Below are 21772 nucleotides of genomic sequence, written 5' to 3' on the forward strand. Positions count from 1 at the left end.
TCAGGAGAGGGTGACGTTCAGGCGCCGACCGGCGAGCGCGCGCCCGCGCGTGGCGAGACGAGCGGCAACCTGGCCGATCGCCACCGCGGCCGGGTCGTCGGGGTCGCTGAGCACGATCGGGACTCCTGCGTCGCCACCGGATCGCAGCGCGACGCTCAGCGGGATGGACGCGAGCAAGGGAACCGGCTCATCCTGGCCGGCCGAAAGCCGCGCCGCGACTTCGGCGCCACCGCCGCTGCCGAACACGTCGAGGATCGTGCCGTCAGGCTGGGCGAGTCCCGCCATGTTCTCGATCACGCCGATGACGCGCTGTCCGGTCTGGCGGGCCACCGTTCCGCTGCGCTCTGCCACATCGGCCGCAGCGGGCTGGGGAGTCGTCACCACGACGACATCGGCGTGGGAGAGCAGCTGGCCCACGGTGATGGCGACGTCGCCGGTTCCCGGCGGAAGGTCGAGCAGCAGTACATCGAGGTCCCCCCAGAACACGTCGGTGAGGAACTGCTGGATGGTGCGATGGAGCATCGGCCCCCGCCACGCGACAGCCGCTGACGGCGAATCGACGAACATCCCGATGGAGATGACCTTCACGTCGTGCGCCACCGGCGGCAGGATCATGTCGTCGACCCGGGTGGGCCGCGGCGCCGACCCGGATGCGTCGACGAGCCCGAGGATACCCGGGATCGAGAACCCGTACACATCGGCGTCGAGGATGCCGACCGCAAGGCCGCGCTGGGCGAGCGCGACGGCGAGATTCGCGGTGACGGTCGACTTGCCGACGCCGCCCTTGCCGCTCGTCACCGCGTAGATCTGGGTCAGTGACTCCGGTCCGAACTGGGGGCGCCGTGTCGCTCGCGATCCGCGGAGCCGTTCGGTCAGCGCTCGACGTTCCTCCGGGGTCATCACCGAGACATCCACGACGACATCCGTGACACCGGGAACGGAGGCCGTGGCGGCGCGCACGTCGCGTTCGATGGTGTCTGCAGCCGGGCATCCGACGATCGTCAGCTTGATGGCGACCCTGGCCGTGCCCGCGGCGTCGACCGAGACGGCGCCGACCATGTCCAGTTCGGTGATGGGCCGGCGGATCTCGGGGTCGAGCACCCGGGCGAGCGCCGAGTGCACCGCATCCGCGAGGCCTGCATCGCCGTCAGGCACCGGACTGCTCGGCTTCCGCACCATCGCGGCTGTCCAGGTCTTCGAGCAGGGCGCGGAGCTCGGCGCGGATGAAATCCTTCGTCGCCATGTCCCTGACGGCGAGGCGGAGCGCGACGACCTCGCGGGCCAGGTATTCGGTGTCGGCCAGATTGCGCTCAGCGCGCTGCCGGTCCTGCTCGATCTGCACCCTGTCGCGGTCGTCCTGCCGGTTCTGGGCGAGCAGGATGAGCGGCGCGGCATACGACGCCTGGAGCGAGAGCACGAGGGTGAGCGCAATGAACCCGAGGGCGGCGGAGTCGAAACGCAGCGCGGAGGGCGCGAAGATGTTCCACGCCATCCAGAAGAGGACGAAGATCGTCAGGCCGACGATGAACCACGGCGTGCCCATATTGCGGGCGATCCACTCGGTGAAGCGACCGAACCGGTCGCTGTCGCTCGCGCTCCGGCGGGGGAGGACTGTCGTTCGCAGCCCCTTGGGTGCGTCCAGGCGGATGTCCGACCGGCTAGCTCGTGCCATTTCCGACCCTCCTTCCGTTCGCGATGGGGATACTGCCCGTGCTGTCCGACGGCGCCGGGCGTTTCAGCACGTCGTCTTCGTCGTCGCGACTTCGCCAGTCGTCGGGGAGCAGGAAGTCGAGGATGTCGTCAATGGTCACCACCCCGACCAGGCGATAGTTCTCGTCCACGACCGGAACCGAGACGAGGTTGTAGCTCGCCAGGATCCGCGACACCTCTGCCGCAGAGGTGTCCGCGGTCACCGGTTCGAGGCTCGGGTCGAGCAGCGTGCCGAGGCGCACGTGGGGCGGGTAGCGGAGCATCCGCTGGAAGTGCACCATTCCGAGGAAGCGGCCCGTGGGCGGCTCATACGGAGGAAGCGTCACGCACACTGCGGCGCCCAGGGCAGGTGCCAGCTCGTGGCGGCGGATGAGGGCGAGGCCCTCGGCGACCGTGGCATCCGCCGAGACGATGATGGGTTCGGTGGTCATCAGGCCGCCGGCGGTGTCCGGCGCGTAGTTGAGGAGCATGCGCACGTCGTCGGCCTCCTCCGGCTGCATCAGCTCGAGAAGGTGCTCACCGCGCTCGTCGGACAGCTGGGCGATCAGGTCTGCGGCGTCGTCCGGTTCCATCTGGTCGAGCACGTCGGCGGCGCGGTCGTCGTCGAGCTGGCCGAGGATCTGCACCTGCTCGCTCTCGGGCATCTCTTCCAGCACGTCGGCGAGACGGTCGTCCGGCAGCTCCTCCGCGACCTCGAGCATGCGCTGCTGCGGAAGGTCGAGCAGGGTATTGGCGAGGTCGGCCGGCTTCAGCTCCGAATAGGTCGCGATGAGCTGCTCGGCGGACTGCGCCTGGCCGGCGCTCGCCTTTTCGAGAACCTCAGACCAGGAGACGAAAGCGGTCGGGCCCTTGCCGAAAGGCGACGATCCCGTCTTCGGTCGACGGACGAAAAGCTGCTCGATCGCCCATTCGCCCTGACCGGAACTCTGGATGGCGACATCCTCGATGGTCGCCTCGCCCGATCCGTCCGCGAACACGACACGGCGGCCGAGCATCTCGGCGATCACACGGACTTCGCCTCCGCGCTGCTCGAAACGACGCACGTTGATCAGTCCGGTCGTGATGATCTGGCCGCTGCCGATACTGGTCACGCGGCCGATCGAGACGAAAACCCTGCGTTTGCCGGGGATCTCGACGATCAGTCCGACGACGCGTGGCGGATCGCTCTTGCGGTAGACCACCAGGACGTCGCGCACCTTGCCCACGCGGTCGCCCGCCGGGTCGAAGACAGTGCACCCGGCGAGGCGGGCGACGAAAACTCTGGAGGCACTCACAGGTAATAACTTATGCCCTCAAAGCCGGGGAACGGCGCTGGGTGAAAGAATGGTCTAGTGAGTAACCAGAGCCCGTTCGGCGGCCGCAACAGAGTCGTTTTCCCGACCCTGCCACGCGGTGAGGTCATTGCGACCTATGAGACCTATCCGGAGGCCCAGCAGGCCGTCGACGTGCTCGCCCGCGCCGACTTCCCGGTGGCCAAACTCTCGATCATCGGGAGCGACCTGAAGAGCGTCGAGCGGGTGACCGGCAAGCTGAGCTGGGGCCGCGTCGCGATCGCAGGCGCCGCATCCGGGGCATGGTTCGGCATCTTCATCGGGCTGCTTCTCGTGATCTTCAACCCGGCCACCAGCTACGCGTTCGTCGTGGCCGCTGTGCTGATCGGAGCCGGCTTCGGCACCCTCTTCGGTGTTGTCTCGTATGCCGTGAACCGCCGCAGGCGCGACTACACGTCGGTCGCACAGGTGATCGCGACGAGCTACTCCGTGCTCGTCGACCCCGACCTCGTCAATCGCGCGCGCAACCTGATCGCCGGCGGCATCCACCCCGAGCCGGCCCCGGAGCCTTTCCCGGCGGCGCAGCACCCGTCGGATCCGCCACCGGCGACGCCGACGTCACCGGAGCCGACTGGGGACGCCGAGCCGCCGCATCCGTCGGATCCGCCGCCCGCACTCTAGCCGCCGGAGCGGCCAGGTCGACGACGCGCTGAGCCGACGACGCGCTGAGCCGACGACGCGCTGAGCCGACGACGCGCTGAGCCGACGACGCGCTGAGCCGACGACGCTCTACGCGCCCTGCACCCAGGCTTCGACGTCATCCGCCGTACGCGGGATCGCGATCGACAGGTTCTCGGCGCCGTCCGCGGTCACGAGGATGTTGTCTTCGATGCGCACGCCGATGCCACGGAAGTGCTCCGGGACGGTCAGGTCGTCCGGCTGGAAGTAGAGGCCGGGCTCGATGGTGAACACCATGCCGGCCTCGAGCACACCGTCGAGGTAGAGGTCGCGCCGCGCCTGGGCGCAGTCGTGCACGTCGAGACCGAGATGGTGGCTCGTGCCGTGCACCATGTAGCGGCGGTGGTGCTGGTTGTCGGCCTCGAGGGCTTCTTCGGCCGAGACCGGGAGGAGCCCCCACTCGGCGGTCCGCCGGGCGATGACGGCCATCGCCGTCTGGTGGATCTCGCGGAACCTGATGCCGGGCCGCACGATGGCGAACGCCGCATCCGCCGCTTCGCGCACCGTCTCGTAGACCAGGCGCTGGGTTTCGGTGAACCGCCCGCCGATGGGGAGCGTGCGGGTGATATCGGCGGTGTAGTAGCTGTCGACTTCGACGCCGGCGTCGAGCAGGATCAGGTCGCCCGGCACGACAGGCCCGTCGTTGCGGGTCCAGTGCAGGATGCACGCGTGTGGCCCGCTCGCCGCGATGGTGTCATAGCCGACCGCGTTGCCGTCTGCGCGTGCGCGGCCGTTGAACACACCCTCTACGAGGCGTTCTCCCCGACGGTGCGCGGTGATCCGCGGCAGGTCGGCGATGACATCGTCGAAACCACGCGCAGTTGCTGCGACGGCGGCGCGCAGTTCGCCGACCTCGTAGGAGTCCTTCACGAGCCGCAGTTCGGACAGGTCACGTGCGAGTTCGTCATCGCCTTCGTGCGCCTCGACATCCGCGATGCGATCGTCGAGGTTGAGCAGGCGAAGACCGTCGATCTGGTCGGTGAGCGCTGGATCGGCTTCGCGCACGACCAGGGTGTTCTCGTCGGTCGAATCGATGACGGCGGCCAGGTCGGCGATGCCGCGCGTCGGCAGGGCGAGATCGCTCGCGACCTGCGCGAGCGACGGTCGCGGGCCGATCCAGAACTCGCCGATCTCGGGGTTGGCATAGAACTCGTCCGAATCCCGCCCGGCCCGCTCACGGAAATAGAGGGTCGCCTCGTGGCCGTCGGCCGTCGGCTCGAGCACCAGAACGGCTCCCGGCTCCGAATCGGAACCCCACCCGGTGAGATGGGCGAACGCGGAATGCCCCCTGAAGGCGAAGTCGGTGTCGTTCGAGCGCTGCTTCAGCCGGCCGGCGGGGATGACGATGCGCTTGCCGGGGTGGAGTCGCGAGACGCGGGTGCGGCGCTCGGCGGCGAACGCGGCCTGCTCACGGGCGCCGGGGAGAACATCCGGACGATCCGCCCACCCGCTGCCGATGTACTCCTTGAACCCGTCGGATCCCGGCGTCGTCGAACGATTCGAGGTTGCGCGGGGCTTCGGCTCGCTGGGCGCGGTCTGCTGGGACGATTCGGTGTGTGACGACATGCCTCCATTCTTTCACCGACGGCGGCGACTCCGCGGCGGCCCCGTCCACGCCCCGTACGATGAACCCATGGGTGATGAGCGACGCTTCCGTGGTCCCATCGACCTCCACACGCATTCGAGCGTCTCCGACGGAACCGAGACGCCCGCCGAACTGGTGCGCGCGGCCGCCGCGGCGGGCCTGGGAACCGTCGCACTCACCGACCACGACTCCACGGCGGGCTGGTCGGATGCGGCATCCGCTGTCCCCGAGGCCGGGGTCACGCTCATCCCGGGCATGGAACTCAGCACCCGTATCGAATTCGCGAGCGTGCACATGCTCGGCTACCTGCCCGATCCACTCAATGCCGCTCTCGCCGCGGAGACCGAGCGGATCCGGGCCGGGCGCCTGCGCCGCGCGGAGGAGATGGTGCAGCGGATCTCCGAGGACTACGACATCACCTGGGCGGATGTCGTCGCACAGACGACGGAAGGGGCCACGGTCGGGCGGCCGCATATCGCCGACGCGCTCGTCGCCCGCGGGCTCGCACCCGACCGCAGCGCCGCGTTCGCCGGGATCCTCCACTGGCGCGCGGGCTACTACCAGCCGCATTACGCCCCCGACCCGCTGACCGGCGTGCGTCTCATCCGCGAGGCTGGGGGCGTGCCGGTGCTCGCGCATCCGGGCACGCGGGGCCGTGGCCGGGTCATCCCGACGGACCGGCTCGCCCGTCTGGTGGATGCCGGCCTCTTCGGGCTCGAGATCGATCATCGCGAGAACACCGCTGACGGCAGGGCGCGACTGCACGAACTCGCGGCCCAGTTCGGTCTGCAGATCACCGGTTCGAGCGACTATCACGGCTCCGGCAAACCGAACCGTTTCGGAGAGAACACCACGGACCCGCGCGTTCTCGATCTCATCATCGAACAAGCGACAGGCGCGGCGCCTTTCTATGCCAGCTGACATTCGCGTCGTAGCCTGAACGAGGCACGAGCGAGCGGAGGATGCAGGTGAGGGTACGATCCCGGGTTGCGGTCGCCTTGGTCGTTGCTGCGCTCCTGGCGGCCGGCGGTGCTGTTCCGGCGGCCGTCGCAGACCCGAGCTACCCGTCCTGGGGTGATGTGCAGGCGGCGAAGGCGAGCCAGGCAGCAACGCAGGCGGAGGTCACGAAGATCAACTCCGTGCTCGGCCAGCTGCAGCAGGCGGCAAATGCGGCCGCCGACCTAGCGATCCGGCGTGCGGCCCAGTATGCCCAGGCTGAGGCGGACCTCGCGGCCGCGACCGAGAAGGCGGCCCTGCTCGCCAGGAACGCCGGCGCGGCAACCGCGGCCGCCCGCTCGCTCAAGACCGAGAGCGGGGCACTCACCGAGCAGTTGTCCCGGACGAGCGGAGCAGACCTCACGGTGCATCTCTTTCTCGACGGATCCAGGTCGGCCGGCGCGCCCGACCTGCTCTACCAGCTCGGAGCGATGGCGAGCCTGACGGCGCGTGCAGGGGACCTCTTCGCGAAAGCGACACAGCAGCAGAATCTCGCCGCATCACTCAGCGCCGATGCGAAGTCGGCGGAGTCGGCCCGGACGTCGCTGGCTCTCCAGGCGCAGAAGGCGCTCGCCGCGGCACAGGCGGCACAGCGTGCGGCAAATGGTGCCCTCGCAACCGAGCGGACGCGTGCGACCGTGATGTACGCGCAACTTGCGTCGCTCAAGCGTACGACCGCGAAAGTAGAACAGAAATATGCAGAAGGCGTCGCGGCTGCCGCAGCCCTCGCGCAACAGGCCGCGAGCCAGGGCGGGGCGAACGGATTCGCACCACCGCTGGGCGGGGTCGTCGTGGATCCCGCGGGCGCGCAGGCTTACGCCCAGAGTGTCCTGCCCTCATACGGCTGGGGAGGCGACCAGATGTCCTGCCTGGTGCGGCTCTGGAACCAGGAGTCCGGATGGAGGGCCGATGCCTACAACACATCGAGCGGAGCGTACGGCATTCCGCAGTCGCTTCCCGCGAGCAAGATGGCGACGGCGGGGCCGGACTGGCAGTCGAACGCGCGCACCCAGATCAACTGGGGTCTCTCCTACATCTCCCGCGCGTACGGCTCACCGTGCGGCGCCTGGAACCACGAGGTCGGCTACAACTGGTACTGAGCCGGTCGCCGGCCGGCCCGCACGGCCAGCGATTGGTCGCCGCCCCGCATGGCCGATTGGTCGCCAAAACATTGGCCACCAATCGCCCTGAACCCAGGTGAGTTGCTTGCCAATTAATTGGCGAGCAACTAATGGGTAATTCGCGAGCAAGTAATTGGCGAGCAAGCTCATTGCGGGCTCGACGACGTCGCGCGCCGACGAACTCATAGACGCGTCAATGAGCCCGTCGCCGCCAGATCTCGGCCCCGACCGCCCCGGTCGTGCTAGCTGGCGGGTGTCGCGGCGGCAGCCCCGCCGCTACGGCGACGCGTACGGCTCCGGCGGCGCGGGGCGCTGTTGCCGTCGTGGTGCTCGGTACCGCCGCCGTCATGCGTCCCCGACGCCGCGTGCTCGCTTGACGGCTGGCCGTCGTGCGCCGGTGCTGCGGATGCGGGGCGACCGCCGCGAGTCCGCGAACGCGAGCGGTTGCGGTTCTCTCCGCCTTCGGCCCGGGCGCCCTGCGATTCGCGGGGTCCCCGCGCTCCGGATGCCTCGGTCTTGACGGGAGGGGTCGACTTCAGGCGGCCCTTCGCCCCATGCGGGATGTCGAGGTCGGAATAGAGATGGGGCGACGACGAGTAGGTCTCGACCGGCTCCGGCTGGCCGAACTCGAGCGCCCGGTTGATGAGCGCCCACTTGTGCAGGTCGTCCCAGTCGACGAAGGTCACTGCGATACCGGTCTTGCCGGCACGACCGGTGCGCCCGGCACGGTGGAGGTAGGTCTTCTCGTCTTCGGGAATGGTGTGGTTGATGACGTGTGTCACGTCGTCGACATCGATTCCGCGGGCGGCGACGTCGGTGGCGATCAGGATGTCCTTCTTGCCCGCCTTGAATGCGGCCATCGCCCGCTCGCGCTGCTCCTGGTTGAGATCGCCGTGTACGGCGGCAGCGTTGAAGCCGCGATCACCCAGCTCCTCGACCAGCTTCGCGGCCGCACGCTTGGTGCGGGTGAAGACGACCGTCTTGCCACGGCCCTCGGCCTGGAGGATGCGCGCAACCACCTCGTCTTTGTCGAGCGCGTGCGCGCGGTAGATGAGGTGCTTGATGTTCGCCTGGACCTGGCCCTCGTCGGGGTCGGTCGCCCGGATGTGGATGGGCCGCGTCATGAAGCGGCGAGCGAGGGCGACGATCGGCCCCGGCATCGTCGCGGAGAACAGCATGGTGTGGCGGGTGGCCGGCGTCTGGGCGAACAGCTTCTCGATGTCGGCGAGGAAGCCGAGGTCGAGCATCTTGTCGGCCTCGTCGAGCACCATTTCACGCACATTGCCGAGGTTGAGCAGGCGCTGGCTCGCGAGGTCGAGGAGGCGGCCCGGCGTGCCGACGACGATCTGCGCGCCCGACTTGATCTGTTCGATCTGGCCTTCGTAGGCCTTGCCGCCGTAGATGGCCACGACGTCGGTCGAGCGGTTGGCCGCCGCCTGCGACAGGTCTTCGAAGACCTGGACGCAGAGTTCACGGGTGGGGACGACGATGAGAGCCTGGACGCCCGGCGCGGGGTTGAGCCCGAGGCGCTGGATGACGGGGAGGCCGAAGCCGAACGTCTTGCCGGTTCCGGTCTTTGCCTGGCCGATGATGTCCTGCCCGTCGAGGGCGAGGGGGATGGTCTGGGCCTGGATGGGGAACGGTTCGACGATCCCCTTCGCTGCCAGTGCGTCGACCATGTCCTGGTCGACCTTGAGTTCGGAGAAAGTCACGAATTGATGCCTGTCGGTTTGTTCACGAGGTCTACGCCGTCTTTTCGCAGGCGTAGGGCCGTCGATCCCATGCCGACGGCATTCACAGCCTAGTTGATGCTCCTGTACAGACGGCGTTAAGGGGACGCGCCCGCTCGCCCGGCCACGCGCATCCGCCATCGCTACACTTGCGTACGTGTCAACCTGGTTCTCGCGTCGCCGGCCGCTGGTCGAGCTCCCCCGGCTCAAGCCGCGGTCGGAACAGCCGCCTGCGACGCGCGTCGATCTCCACGAAATCGCGCCGGAGCTCCTGCCGTACCTCGGTCAGGCGGCCTACCTGCAGCTCGAGGCGTTCCAGACCCTCTCGCGCGTGGTCGGCGAGGTGCAAGACCTCGAGGCGAAGGAGAGCATCGGCAAGGCGGCCGGGTTCGCGCTGGCGAAACACCAGGGACTCGTCGCCGAGATCCGGCGGCGCGGCGACGATCCCGCCTACGCGATGCAGCCCTTCGCCGACGCCATCGACGGTTTCAGTGTCCTCACGACCGGCGCCGACTGGCAGGAGACGCTTCTGGGCGTTCACCTCACCGCAGGCCTGCTCGACGACTTCTTCATCCGCCTGTCCGCGGGCCTGCCCGGGGACTTCGGCCCCCGTGCCGCCCAGCTCCTCGGCCTCGACTCCGGGCAGGACCAGGTGGTCCGCATCCTGCGTGATGAGATCGCGGCCGACCCGCACCTCGCATCGCGACTCGCGATGTGGGGGAGACGTCTCGTCGGCGACACCCTGCTTGTGGCGCGGTCGGCGCTTCACCTGTCGGGCAATGCGCGCACCGACGATGAGCGGACAGAGCCCATCTTCACCGAGCTGATCGCAGCACACACCAGACGGATGGACGCACTCGGCCTCACCGCGTGAGCGCGAGGCGCGCGGTCGTCAGCGTGCGGGGATCGGGGAGGCCTTCGACAGGGTCGCGAGGAGTTTCGCGTCGTGCGTGGTGCGAACCCGGCCGACGATCAGGTCGGTGACCACGGTGATCGCCGCGGTTCCGAGCAGGGTGATGACCCAGATCCAGCCGCCGTCCCATTTCAGGCCGGCCCAGGTGAGGCCGACCCAGAAGGCAGCCGACACGATGACGCCGATCGCGGGCATGAGCGCCGCCCCGTGCGTGTGGCGGTTGGGAAGGAGGTACCGCACCGCGAGGCCGATGACCGCGCCTGCGAGGGTGATGAAAAGCAGCTCCATCGCTCTGCTGCGCCTCAGCCCACGAACCCGATGCGGCGCGACTCTTCTGTGCCGATCTCGACATACGCGATTCCCGCTGTGGGGATCAGGTAGACCTTGCCCTTGTCGTCGCTGAGCCGCAGGAAGCCGGTGCCACTGGTCAGTGCGGCCGAGACCTGCTCTGCGATCTCGTCTGCCGTCTGCGACGTCTCGAAGTTGAGTTCGCGAGGAGCGTTGAGGATTCCGATGCGGATGTCCACGTGTGGTGCCTTTCGAGTCTGACCGGCGGATGTGAGTTCAGACTACGACACTCGGCCAACGGCGCTGCGTCACGTTCTCTGTCGGCGGACGCCGGTACGGTTCTGCACATGGCGACACGAGGTTTCCGATCCCTGGCCCCGCGGGGCACACGCATCGGCGACCTCCAGCTCGATGATTCGCAGGCAGCGGTGCTGTCGCTCGACGACGGTGAGTCGGCCGCCGTGCTCGGCGCTCCGGGAACGGGAAAGACCACGACCCTGGTCGAAGTCCTGGCCGAGCGCGTTCTCGACCGCGGCTACGCGACCAGCGAGGTGCTGGCGCTCACGGCATCCCGCACCTCGGCGACACGGCTCCGGGATCGCATCGCCCTGCGCCTGGACGTGCCGACGAACGGACCGCTCGCGCGCACAGCGACTTCGCTCGCCTTCCAGCTTGTCGGCCACCGGGCCCGTGCGGCCGCGGTCGACCCGCCACGGCTGCTCACCGGCGGAGAGCAGGACCAGATCATCGCCGAGTTGCTCGCGGGTCACCTCGAAGACGGCACCGGACCGTCGTGGCCGGAACCACTCGTCGACGATGTCCGCACGCTTCGCGGGTTCCGCACCGAGCTGCGCGAACTCATGGCCCGGTGTGTCGAGCACGGGGTGAGCCCGGAGCGGCTGGTGCGGCTGGCTGCCGAGGCCGGGCGCGACGAGTGGCGGGCTGCCGCAGAGTTCATCCTCGAGTACCAGCGAATCGTCGACAGCTATCGTGGCAACTTCGTCGACTCCGCCGAGCTCGTGGCCGAGGCAGTCTCCGTCGTCGCCGGGGGCAGCGCGCTCGAGCCGCTTCGCCTTATCCTGGTCGACGATCTGCAGGAGGCGACGGTCGCGACGCTGTCGCTGCTGCGGGCATTCGCGGCACGCGGGGTGGCGATCGTCGCCTTCGGCGACCCCGATGTCGCGTCGACGACGTTCCGCGGTGCAGAGCCGTCGGCCCTCGGCCGGCTGGATGCGACGCTCGGGGTCGCTGCCGCGCGCCTTGTGCTCGGCACGGCGCACCGCCAGACGCCGGCCCTGCGCGAGCTCACATCGCGGGTCACGGAGCGTATCGGCACCGCAGCGGCGGGCATCCAGCGCCTCGCCGGGCCGGGTCGGCCGGAGGCGGAGATGCCCGCGATCGTCCGGATCGAAGCGAACTCGGCTCCGGCCGAGGCTGCGCGCCTGGCACGGAGGCTGCGCGAGCACCACCTGTTCGACGGCGTTCCCTGGAACGAGATGGCCGTCGTGGTGCGCTCGGGGGCGCTCGTACCGGCGCTCGCACGTGCGCTCGCCGTCGCCGAGGTCCCGACACGCACATCCGTGGCCGGTCGCGCGCTGCGCGACGAATTCGCCGCGCGGCAGTTGCTCAGCCTCGTCGGAGTGGAACTCGGCTCCATCGAACTCACCGCGACGGTGGCGACCGACCTGCTTGTCGGTCCGTTCGGCGGGCTCGACGGCGTGAGTCTGCGGCGACTGCGGCTCGCCCTCCGCCAGGAGGAGCTCGCCGGAGGAGGCACCAGGCCCGGCGACGAGCTCCTGGTCGACGCGCTGGGCGCCCCCGGCCGTTTCGTCACCATCGATTCCGCCCCGGCCCGGCGGGCATCGCGGCTCGCCGAGACCATCGACAGCGGACGCACACGCGCAGCCGGGGGAGCCACCATCGAGGAATTGCTCTGGCACGCGTGGGAGCGCAGCGGGCTCGCCCGGCGCTGGCTGGAGCAGTCGGAGCGCACCGGCATCGTCGCCGACGAGGCGAACCGCCATCTCGACGGCATCGTCGCCCTGTTCACTGCGGCGAGACGATTCGTCGAACGGTACCCGGAGAGCCCGGCTTCCGTCTTCGTCGAAGAGCTGCTGGGAGCCGAGGTACCGGAGGACACTCTCGCTGCCCAGACCACCTCGGACGCTGTGCTCGTAGGAACTCCGAGCGCGACGATCGGGGCAGAGTTCGAGGTGGTCGCGATCTCGGGCCTCCAGGAGAGCGTCTGGCCGAACCTGCGCCTCCGGGGCTCCCTACTTCATCCGCAGAAGCTCGCCGACGCCGTCGCCGGCATCGAATCGACGACGGTCGACGAGCGGGCACAGGTGATGGGCGACGAACTGCGGATGTTCGCACTGGCGGTCTCGCGGGCGCGACGCCAGGTCATCCTCACTGCGACCGCGAATGACGAGGAGCAGCCGTCGCCCCTGCTACGGCTGGCCGGCGAGCTCGCCGAAGACGACACGGACGATTCGGCGCATCCGCTCTCCCTGCGTGGGATGGTCGGCCGGCTTCGCCGCCGCGCGGGGGCCACCGGTTCCCCCGACGCCGTCGAGGCGCTCGCCCGGCTCGCCGCAGCGGAGGTCCCCGGAGCAGATCCGGCCGAGTGGTACGGCCTCCTCGAACCGTCGACGGACGAGCCTCTGGTCGACCTCTCCGATCCGGAGGCGCACGTAAGGGTTTCGCCGTCGAGGCTCGAGACGTTCGAGAAATCGCCGCTCGCCTGGTTCATCGATTCGATGGCGTCGTCGCCCAGTGGCCTCGCCGCCGGCATCGGAACGGTGGTGCACGCCGTCATGGAACAGGTCAGCACCGACGATTCCGGCGACGTGAGCGTCGAACACATCTGGGCCGCCATCGAGGCCCGATGGTCGGAACTCCAGTTCGAGTCCCCGTGGCTCGAAGAGAAGGAGAGACGCCGCACGCGTCGTCTCGCGGACGGACTCTCCGAATACCTGCGCGACTTCGACCGCAGCGGTGGCACCCTGCTCGGCTCGGAGGGCTCCTTCGAACTGCCCGTCGGCAGGGCGATCGTCAGCGGAACGATCGACCGCATCGAACGAACGCCTGAAGGGACCATCGTCATCGTCGACCTGAAGACGGGTAAGACCGCGCCGACCGCCGCGAAGCTCGCCGAGCACGCCCAGCTCGGTGCGTACCAGCTCGCGCATGATCAGGGGGTGCTCGAACAGGCGGCGGAGATGCCGTCGGGCGGCGCCAAACTCGTCTACATAGCGACCGGTGTGCGCGGCAGCATGTACCGTGAGGCCGTCCAGGGGCCCCCGGACGCGGACGCGCTCGACCGGATACGGCAGCGCGTGGCGGCAGCGGCCGACGGCATGGCTGCGAACACGTTCCTGGCCGTGGTGAACCTCGACGAACGCGACCCGCATGCACGATTCGAGTACCGCATCCACCTGGTTCCGGCGGTGAGCGCGTGACCGAGGACGGCATGGACGGCCTGCTCGACTGGGACGTCGACGATGCGACCCTCGACCTCGTGGAGCGTGCGCTCCGCGACGACTCTCCCTCACGACGCCGGTTGAGCTCGGCCGAGATCGCTGGGGCGCTCGGCCTTCCGATGCCGACCCCGCAGCAGCAGGCCGTGATCGAGGCGCCGCTCGCACCAGCGATCGTGGTGGCCGGCGCCGGCAGTGGCAAGACCGAGACGATGGCGAACCGCGTAGTGTGGCTGCTCGCGAACGGGCATGTGCGAGTGCCTGAGATTTTGGGGCTCACGTTCACCCGCAAGGCGGCGGGGGAACTGGCGGTACGCATCCGCCGTCGCATCGATCAGCTGACCGCCTCTGGGCTCGTCGAGATCGACGCTGACCCGTTCGAGGCCCCCAATGTCTCGACCTACAACGCGTTCGCGAACGCGATCTTCCGCGAGAACGCCTTCCTGATCGGCAGGGAACCGGAGTCGGCGGTGCTCAGCGAGGCGTCGGCCTGGCAGCTCGCACGCCGCCTCGTAGTCTCCAGCACCGACGACCGTCTGGTCGACCTCGAACGGAGCGTCGACGTCGTGACCAGCGCGGTCATCTCCCTGAGCCGCGCGCTCAGCGAGAACGTCGTCGACGGTGCCGATGTCGCGTCGATGACGGCGAAGTTCACCGGCCTGGCCGAGCTCCCTACCGGCAACGGACGCGTGAAAGAGATGTACGCATCCGTTCGCTCTGCGATCGCGGTGGTCGGCTCGCTGCCGCCGCTCCTCGACCTGGCCGCCCTCTTCGCCGCAGAGAAGACCCGCCGCGGATTCGTCGAGTACTCCGATCAGGTCGCCCTCGCCCTGCAGGTGTGCGACCGGCTGCCGTCGGTGATCGACGACTATCGCGCGCGCTACCGGGTCATCCTGCTCGACGAATACCAGGACACCTCTGTGGTGCAGACGAGACTCCTGTCGCGGCTGTTCGGCGGTCAGCCGGTGATGGCGGTCGGCGACCCTCACCAGTCGATCTACGGCTGGCGCGGGGCGAGTGCGGCGAACCTCGGGCGGTTCTCCCTCGACTTCACCGGCAACCAGCCGGGAATCGCGCGCGGAGGCGCGGCCGAATACGCCCTGTCGACATCATGGCGCAACCCGACGCGTGTGCTCGAAGCCGCCAACGTGCTCGTCGGTCCGCTGTCAGCCTCGTCTCCCGTGCACGTTCAGCGCCTCGAGGCCCGGCCCGGCGCCGACGCCGGCGAACTCGCCGTGCGCTTCGAGCAGACGGTTGCAGACGAAGCGGCGGCGGTCGCGGAGTGGCTGGCGCGGCGGTTGGCGCGGCGCGACGACGACGGGCAGCCCCCCAGCGCCGCCATGCTCTGCCGATCGCTCAAGAAGATCGACGTCTTCACCGAGGCCCTCGAGCGGCGCGGCGTTCGGTACCACGTGCTCGGCCTCGGGGGCCTGCTCGAACAACCAGTGATCGCCGACCTGCTCAGCGCGATGCGCGTGATGCACGACCCGACGGCTGGATCCGAGCTGATCCGCGTTCTCACCGGCGCACGCTGGAGGATCGCCCCGAAGGACGTCGCCGTGCTGCGCTCGGTCGCCTCGTGGCTTGCGGCACGCGACCACCGCTTCCGCGAACTCGATGCCCCCGTGCGCGAACGCCTCCGCCAGTCGGTCGCCGGAGAAGAGTCCGCATCGCTCGTCGACGCCCTCGACTTCGTCGTCGAGGCACCCGAGTCGCACTCCCAACTGGCGCCGTTCAGCGCAGACGGCCTCACCCGGATGAAGGAGGCAGGCCGTCAGCTGGCCTACCTGCGTTCGCGCGCGGGCCTCGACCTGCTCGACCTGGTCACGCTGGTGCAGCAGGAACTGATGCTCGACATCGAAGTCGCCGCGAACGAGACGGCGCAGCTCGGGCAGGCCAGCCTCGACGCATTCGCCGAGCAGGTGGCCTCCTACCTGGCCAGCGACGACCAGGCGACGCTTGGATCGTTTCTCGCGTGGCTCGCCGAAGCGGAGCAGCGTGACAACCTCGCGCCGAGAAGTGAAGACCCCGAGCCCGGCACGGTGCAGATCCTGACGATCCATGGCTCCAAAGGACTCGAGTGGGACATCGTCGCCGTGCCCCGGATGGTCGACGGCGAGCTACCCAGCCCGCCGCGCAGCAAAAAGGGCTGGATCGAATTCGGCGCCCTGCCCTACGAGTTTCGAGGCGATTCGACCGAGCTCCCGGTGCTCGCCTGGCGTTCCGCGCACACCCAGAAGGAGGTCGACGACGCCTTCGATGCATTCGAGGCGGAGAACGCGGAACGGCACGCGGCAGAGCAGCGGCGCCTGGCATACGTCGCCGTGACGCGCGCACGTCACGGCCTACTCCTCACCGGGTCCTACTGGTCGACGCAGACCCGTCCTCGTGGCCCAGGAGCCTTCCTGCTCGAACTCCAGAGCGCGGGACTGCTCGCCGACGACGCCTTCCCCGAACTCGAGGAGGTGGAGGAGAACCCCTATGCGCTCGCCACCCAGACCGTGTCCTGGCCCCTCGATCCACTCGGCATTCGCCGGCCCCGCGTGGTCCAGGCCGCCCAGGCCGTGCGCGCCGCGCTCGATCGTGGCGGCAACCGGGGAGGCGTCTACGCCGACGACATCGATCTGCTGCTCGCGGAGCGGGCGGAACGAGCGGCAGGCGGCGAACGCGTCGACCTGCCGGCCCGCATCCCGGCATCCCGGTTCAAGGACTATGTCACCGACCCGGCCGCCGTGGCGGCTGCCCTCCGCCGTCCGATGCCGGAGCGCCCGTATCGCCAGACGCGCCTGGGCACCCTCTTCCATGGCTGGGTGGAGCAGCGCTACGGCACGGTCGCCGGGGCGTCGGATGTGATCGATGCGTCAGCGCTCGAGCTCGACGACCCGGCCGGCGAACCGATCGAGGCCGCAGAACTCGCCGAGCTCCAGCAGATCTTCGCCGCCAGCGGCTGGGCGGACCGCCGGCCGGAGGAAGTCGAGATCGAGATCCACGTCGTGCTGGCCGGGCAGGTCGTCGTCTGCAAACTCGACGCGGTCTACCGCGCCGACGACGGCGTGCACGACTACCAGATCGTCGACTGGAAGACCGGCAAAGCCCTGAGGGATGCCGACGACCTCGAACGCAAGCAGCTGCAGCTCGCGCTGTACCGGCTCGCCTTCGCCCGCTGGAAAGGCATCGCACCGGATCGGATCGACGCCGTCTTCTACTTCGTTGCCGATGACGCGGTCATTCGGCCCGAACGCCTCTACTCCGAAGAGGAGCTGCGCTCGCTCTGGTCGTCGGTCACCGGCTTCATGCCGCCGGCGTGACCGTAGTCGTCCGCTGACCGGTCGCCCGGCGTGTTGTCGAGCATCGCTTCGACGTCGGAGACGGCCATGATCGGGCCGGTCGCCGTCGAGAGCGGGTTCGCGGCCTGGGTGTGGACCCGGTCGACCAGGCCGTCGAGCATCTCGACCGCGTCGTCGACGATGGCCTGGTTGCGAACTTCCCGGCCATGGAGCAGCCAGCGTGCGACCTCGAGCTCGGCGTACAGCATCGCCCGCTGGGTGAACTGGCGATCCGTGGTGACCTGGCGCCTGGCACCGTAGGCGCCGAGTGCGCTCTCGGCCGCATCCGGGTTCATCGCGAGCAGCCAGTGCAGGTCACGCGCCGGGTCGCCGACCCGGAGGGCGGACCAACCGAGCACGGCCGAGATCGACTCGCCTTCGACGAGGAAGGAGTCGGCGGTCATCGCACCGTTGATCACCGTGGGCTGGAACTGCCAGAGCCCGGTGTCGGCCGACGCGTCACGCCACCGGTCGCGGAGGGCGCTCGGCAGCAGCCCCGTCGACGCCGCAGACTCGATGAGCGAGGTGGTCGACGTGTGGCACTCGGCTGCGCTCAGCACCGGAAGCCCCGCCTCGCCGACGAAGGCGGTCGGAAGCGTGTGGATGGCCGCGATCGCATGCCCGATCGCCCCGGCGAGACCGTCTCCGGGAGGCACGTCGTCGACATCGATATGGATGCCGGGAAGGAAGTTGTAGACGATCGCCCGCGTTCCGCCGACCGGCGTCTGCCCGAGGAACATCGGAACATCGAATGGAAGCCTGCTGCGGATTCCGGTCGTGAGCGCGCGCAAAGCGACGAGGTCGGCGCTCTGCTCGGACTCGGCCGTCTGCGACGTCGGCACCCGGATGATGCTGGTGCTGCCGTCGCGCCCGCTGAGGAGCGCGGAGTCGAAGTCGCCCGAGCCGCCGGCCGTGAAGCTGCGGGCGCCTGAGACCTCCAGCCCCGGAACGGCCGAGGTGGCCAGCGCGGCTAGAGTGAGATGGGATCTGGCCATAGCACCTAGGTTAAGTGGACATTCCCGGCGCCCGTTGATCGCCACGCCTTGCCAGCCGTTCGCGTCGAAAACGAACGCGATCCGTAACCGTGAGAGGACACCGATGACGCGTTCCGCCCTCCGCGACCTTCCCCTGTCGCGCGGCGCCGTCGATCGCGATCACGAAGCTCGCTCCCGTCCGGCGTTGTTCGACGAGCTCCTGGGCGAGCCGACGACGCGCATCCTCCCGTTGTGGAAAGGGCGTGCCCTGGTGACTGCGGGGAGCGTCGCCGCTGCGACACCCGGTTCGGATGGCTGGGGCAGCGCAGAGGACGGCGCCACCGCCGCGCTCGACCTCCTTCCCGCCGACCGAGTGACGTCTGCGCTGGTGCGCGTCTACCTGGGGCGCACCCTTGTTGCGACGGCGACCGAACCGGCGGGTTCGGCAATCGTGCTGAGCGTGCTCAGCGACGCCGCCGCATCCGAACTCGAACCGGACGAGGCGCGCTGGGCGAACCTCCGCACGGTCGGAACAGCGCTCAGCGACCGGGACGCCGGCCTCTTCACCGAAGCGCTCGGGATCGCGAACTGGCACGCCTCGCACACGCACTGCCCGCGCTGCGGCGAACCGACCGTCGTCGAGAAGGGCGGCTGGGTGCGCCGGTGCCTGAACGACGAGACCGAGATCTTCCCTCGCACCGACCCTGCCGTGATCGTCAGTGTGCTCGACCGCGACGACAGGCTGCTGCTCGGTTCGAACGCGATGTGGGAGAACAACCGCTACTCGCTGCTCGCCGGCTTCGTCGAGCCGGGGGAGTCCTTCGAAGCCGCGGTCGAACGCGAGATCTTCGAGGAGGCGGGGGTGCGCGTGGTGGACCCCGTGTACCTCGGTTCACAGCCGTGGCCGTTCCCGGCCTCGGTGATGGTCGGCTTCACGGCGCGACTCGCCGACGACCAGGACCCGGCGGCGCTCCACCCCGACGGTGACGAGATCCTCGAGCTTCGCTGGTTCACGCGTGACGAGGTCTGGTCGAACCACGACGTCGTCATCCTGCCCGGCCGCACGTCGATCGCACGGGCGATCATCGAAGACTGGTACGGCGGCCCCCTGGGAGAACCGCCGGCGATCAGCGCCGGGGAACGATGACGCCGGACCAGGTGCTCGCAGGACTCGACGACCAGCAGCGCGTCGCTGCGGAAGCCCTGCTCGGCCCGGTCTGCATCCTCGCCGGAGCGGGCACCGGCAAGACGCGCGCGATCACGCATCGGATCGCCTACGGTGTCGCCACAGGTGCGTACGCGCCCAACCGCGTGATGGCGCTCACGTTCACGAACCGCGCGGCATCCGAGCTCCGGGGCAGACTGAGGCAACTCGGTGCGGGCGGTGTCTCGGCGAGGACGTTCCACGCCACGGCGCTCAGCCAGCTCAACTTCTTCTGGCCCCAGGTGGTCGGCGGCCAGCTGCCCTCGGTGCTCGACGGCAAGGCCCGGCTCCTCGGGCACGCCGCCGAGCGACTGCGGCTCAGGCTCGACACCGCGACGCTGCGCGACGTGGCCGCCGAGATCGAATGGCGCAAGGTGTCCGGCCTCAGCATCGAGCAGTACGCCCAGCGGATCTCGTCGCGTTCGGTTCCGGGCGCCCTGACCGTCGAACAGGCCGTGCTCGTGCAGCAGGCCTACGAAGATCTCAAGGATGAACGGCGTCAGTTCGACTTCGAGGATGTCCTCCTGGCGTGCGCCGGCATGATCGAGAGCGAGCCTTCCGTCGCCATGCAGGTGCGGGAGCAGTACCGCTTCTTCGTGGTCGACGAGTACCAGGATGTCTCGCCGCTCCAGCAGCAGCTCCTCGACCTGTGGCTCGGCGGCCGACGCGATGTGTGCGTCGTCGGCGACGCGAGCCAGACGATCTACTCGTTCGCGGGCGCGCGCAGCGAATTCCTCCTCGACTTCGAGCGCCGCTACGACGACGCGACCGTGGTGCGCCTCGAGCAGAACTACCGGTCGACGCCCGGTGTCGTGGACGCGGCGAACCGGCTTATGCGCGGTCGTCCCGGAGCGCTCACCCTCCACGCCGCCACGGAACACGGTGCGGGGGACGCGGGCCGGGCAGCGGCAGACCCGGCGACGCCGGACCCGACCGCCTTCGCATCCGATCTGGCGGAGGCGCGGGGTGTCGCCCAGTCGATCGCTGCCCAGATCGCGGCCGGCGACAAGCCGGAAGACATCGCCGTGCTCTACCGGGTGAACGTGCAGGCCGCCGCGCTGGAGACCGCGCTCGCCGATGTCGGGGTCAGCTACCTCATCAGGGGAGCGAAACGTTTCTTCGACCTGTCCGAGGTGCGGCAGGCGGTGATGTCCCTGCGGGCGGCTTCCGTGTCGGTCACGGGGGAGCCGCTCTTCAAGTCGGTGAGCGACGTGCTCCGGTCACTGGGCTGGAGCCAGGACGCGCCCGAGGCCCGGGGGGCCGTGCGCGACCGCTGGGAGTCGCTCAACGCGATCATGGGGCTCGTCGACCAGCAGCCTCCAGGCACCACCTTCCGTGCGTTCACCGACGAACTGATGGAGCGCCAGGCCGGCCAGCATGAGCCGACTGTCTCCGCAGTGACCCTCGCCACACTGCACTCCGCCAAGGGCCTCGAGTGGGATTCCGTATATCTGATCGGCCTCAGCGAGGGGCTGGTGCCGATCAGCTACGCGAAGACGTTCGACCAGGTCGATGAGGAACGCCGTCTGCTCTATGTCGGGATCACCCGGGCGCGGAGACGCCTGCACCTCAGCTGGGCCGAAGGCGGCCAGCAGCGCGGCCCCCGCCAGCCGTCACGGTTCCTGGCAGAGCTCGGCACGCGCACTCCGCGTGCTGTCGCACCGGCACGACGTCTGTAGTGCCGGTCGCCCCGTCGTAGCGGATGCTCGAGGCAGCGAACCGGCGTGAGCCGCGCGTGAGCCGCGCCAGGACCATCCGCGAGGCGAGGGCGGCGACAGCGGTGCCGACCAGTTCCGTCTCGAGCGGCGAGTCCCGTGTGGCCAGTTGGGTCGCGATGGCCGTCCATGCGGGGTCGTCGTCCAGGCGATGACGGTCCAGGCAGGACAGGCACGGGCCGGAACCCGGTTCGACGATCGGCCCGATCGTGACGGTGCGGTCGCTGAACACGACGGCGAGGTGGGGAACGTCACGCCGCAGCCAGCGTCCGTAACGCTCCGGCGCCACAGCGTAGCGGCCGACGATCACGGCGGCCTCGGCCCGGTCGACGTCGGCGATGTCGCTGGTCACAGCGAAGCCAGAGCTCGTCAGGATGTTCCCGATGGCGCGCGCAGCGGAGCCGCGGCCGTCGATCGCGACGCGACGGCGTGGGGGAGGAGTCGATGGCGCAGGGGCCCGGAGCACGGGCCGCAGTCGCGTGAGCAGCGCATCGACGTCGACGGGCACGCGGGCGGCACTCGCAAGTGCCGTGAGCCCGTCCCGCGTGACACCGTGTTCGAGGTCGGCGATGAGCCGTTCCTCGCCGGGAGTCACGTCGTGAAGCACGAGCAGGTGGCGGTCCACGCCGAACTGGAGGTCGGTCGGGCTCCGCCACACTCGCGGGATTCGGGGATCGAGCTGGATGGTCACTCCTGAATCATTCCGTGGAGGGCACGCCCAC

General features: G+C 69.3%; 17 protein-coding genes. 8 read left to right on the top strand and 9 right to left on the bottom strand.

Annotated features, from left to right (window positions below; translation table 11 throughout):
* From ACPPVQ_RS07950 to ACPPVQ_RS07960, 3 genes are read right to left on the bottom strand one after another with little or no spacing between them, the layout of a single operon-like run.
* Positions 1–1179, bottom strand: a complete 1179-nt coding sequence (locus ACPPVQ_RS07950; RefSeq protein ID WP_426520358.1) for a P-loop NTPase — start codon at positions 1177–1179, stop codon at positions 1–3.
* Positions 1148–1672: a DUF1003 domain-containing protein gene (locus ACPPVQ_RS07955; protein WP_426520360.1), complete on the bottom strand. Its 525-nt coding sequence runs from the start codon at positions 1670–1672 to the stop codon at positions 1148–1150. Before ACPPVQ_RS07955 ends, ACPPVQ_RS07950 begins: the two co-directional genes overlap by 32 nt.
* Positions 1659–2984 carry a magnesium transporter MgtE N-terminal domain-containing protein gene (locus ACPPVQ_RS07960; protein WP_426520362.1) on the bottom strand — a complete coding sequence of 442 codons (1326 nt, stop codon included), beginning with the start codon at positions 2982–2984 and terminating at the stop codon, positions 1659–1661. Before ACPPVQ_RS07960 ends, ACPPVQ_RS07955 begins: the two co-directional genes overlap by 14 nt.
* A gap of 57 nt (positions 2985–3041) precedes the next feature.
* Between ACPPVQ_RS07960 and ACPPVQ_RS07965 the strand changes: the two genes are divergently transcribed.
* Positions 3042–3662 carry a general stress protein gene (locus tag ACPPVQ_RS07965; protein WP_426520364.1) on the top strand — a complete coding sequence of 207 codons (621 nt, stop codon included), beginning with the start codon at positions 3042–3044 and terminating at the stop codon, positions 3660–3662.
* A gap of 108 nt (positions 3663–3770) precedes the next feature.
* Here the strand turns inward: ACPPVQ_RS07965 and ACPPVQ_RS07970 are convergent, their stop codons facing one another.
* Complete coding sequence (locus ACPPVQ_RS07970) at positions 3771–5285, bottom strand: aminopeptidase P family protein (protein ID WP_426520366.1); 1515 nt, start codon at positions 5283–5285, stop codon at positions 3771–3773.
* A 67-nt stretch (positions 5286–5352) separates the two neighbouring features.
* Here ACPPVQ_RS07970 and ACPPVQ_RS07975 point away from each other — a divergent pair, with 67 nt between their 5' ends.
* Both ACPPVQ_RS07975 and ACPPVQ_RS07980 read left to right on the top strand, forming a co-directional pair.
* Complete coding sequence (locus tag ACPPVQ_RS07975) at positions 5353–6225, top strand: PHP domain-containing protein (protein ID WP_426520368.1); 873 nt, start codon at positions 5353–5355, stop codon at positions 6223–6225.
* A 47-nt stretch (positions 6226–6272) separates the two neighbouring features.
* Positions 6273–7400 carry a hypothetical protein gene (locus tag ACPPVQ_RS07980; RefSeq protein ID WP_426520370.1) on the top strand — a complete coding sequence of 376 codons (1128 nt, stop codon included), beginning with the start codon at positions 6273–6275 and terminating at the stop codon, positions 7398–7400.
* A 263-nt stretch (positions 7401–7663) separates the two neighbouring features.
* Here the strand turns inward: ACPPVQ_RS07980 and ACPPVQ_RS07985 are convergent, their stop codons facing one another.
* Positions 7664–9133, bottom strand: coding sequence for a DEAD/DEAH box helicase (locus ACPPVQ_RS07985; protein ID WP_426520372.1), 1470 nt, complete (start codon positions 9131–9133; stop codon positions 7664–7666).
* Between the two features lie 175 nt (positions 9134–9308).
* Here ACPPVQ_RS07985 and ACPPVQ_RS07990 point away from each other — a divergent pair, with 175 nt between their 5' ends.
* Positions 9309–10025: a ferritin-like fold-containing protein gene (locus ACPPVQ_RS07990; protein WP_426520374.1), complete on the top strand. Its 717-nt coding sequence runs from the start codon at positions 9309–9311 to the stop codon at positions 10023–10025.
* Positions 10026–10043: 18 nt separating this feature from the next.
* Here ACPPVQ_RS07990 and ACPPVQ_RS07995 read toward each other — a convergent pair whose 3' ends face one another.
* Together ACPPVQ_RS07995 and ACPPVQ_RS08000 are read right to left on the bottom strand one after the other, a co-directional pair.
* Positions 10044–10352: a hypothetical protein gene (locus tag ACPPVQ_RS07995; RefSeq protein WP_426520376.1), complete on the bottom strand. Its 309-nt coding sequence runs from the start codon at positions 10350–10352 to the stop codon at positions 10044–10046.
* Between the two features lie 14 nt (positions 10353–10366).
* Positions 10367–10591, bottom strand: a complete 225-nt coding sequence (locus ACPPVQ_RS08000; protein WP_426520378.1) for a DUF3107 domain-containing protein — start codon at positions 10589–10591, stop codon at positions 10367–10369.
* A gap of 108 nt (positions 10592–10699) precedes the next feature.
* On the opposite strand from ACPPVQ_RS08000, the gene ACPPVQ_RS08005 reads away from it, so the two are divergent.
* On the top strand, positions 10700–13813 hold the full coding sequence (locus ACPPVQ_RS08005; RefSeq protein WP_426520379.1) for an ATP-dependent helicase: 3114 nt from the start codon (positions 10700–10702) through the stop codon (positions 13811–13813).
* Positions 13814–13824: 11 nt separating this feature from the next.
* Entirely contained in the window at positions 13825–17139 is a 3315-nt protein-coding gene (locus ACPPVQ_RS08010; RefSeq protein ID WP_426521181.1) for a UvrD-helicase domain-containing protein, read from the top strand.
* Here ACPPVQ_RS08010 and ACPPVQ_RS08015 read toward each other — a convergent pair.
* Positions 17076–18152, bottom strand: coding sequence for a phosphotransferase (locus ACPPVQ_RS08015; RefSeq protein ID WP_426520381.1), 1077 nt, complete (start codon positions 18150–18152; stop codon positions 17076–17078). The genes ACPPVQ_RS08010 and ACPPVQ_RS08015 overlap by 64 nt on opposite strands.
* Before the next feature lie 103 nt (positions 18153–18255).
* Between ACPPVQ_RS08015 and nudC the strand changes: the two genes are divergently transcribed.
* Positions 18256–19278: an NAD(+) diphosphatase gene (nudC, locus tag ACPPVQ_RS08020; RefSeq protein ID WP_426520383.1), complete on the top strand. Its 1023-nt coding sequence runs from the start codon at positions 18256–18258 to the stop codon at positions 19276–19278.
* Positions 19275–21014: an ATP-dependent helicase gene (locus ACPPVQ_RS08025; RefSeq protein ID WP_426520385.1), complete on the top strand. Its 1740-nt coding sequence runs from the start codon at positions 19275–19277 to the stop codon at positions 21012–21014. Before nudC ends, ACPPVQ_RS08025 begins: the two co-directional genes overlap by 4 nt.
* On the opposite strand, the gene ACPPVQ_RS08030 is transcribed toward ACPPVQ_RS08025, so the two are convergent.
* Positions 20905–21741, bottom strand: a complete 837-nt coding sequence (locus ACPPVQ_RS08030) for a TOMM precursor leader peptide-binding protein (RefSeq protein ID WP_426520387.1) — start codon at positions 21739–21741, stop codon at positions 20905–20907. The genes ACPPVQ_RS08025 and ACPPVQ_RS08030 overlap by 110 nt on opposite strands.
* Between the last annotated feature and the right edge of the window lie 31 nt (positions 21742–21772).

Origin of the sequence: Leifsonia sp. McL0618 (assembly GCF_049994905.1) — a bacterium.
Classification (GTDB): domain Bacteria; phylum Actinomycetota; class Actinomycetes; order Actinomycetales; family Microbacteriaceae; genus Diaminobutyricibacter.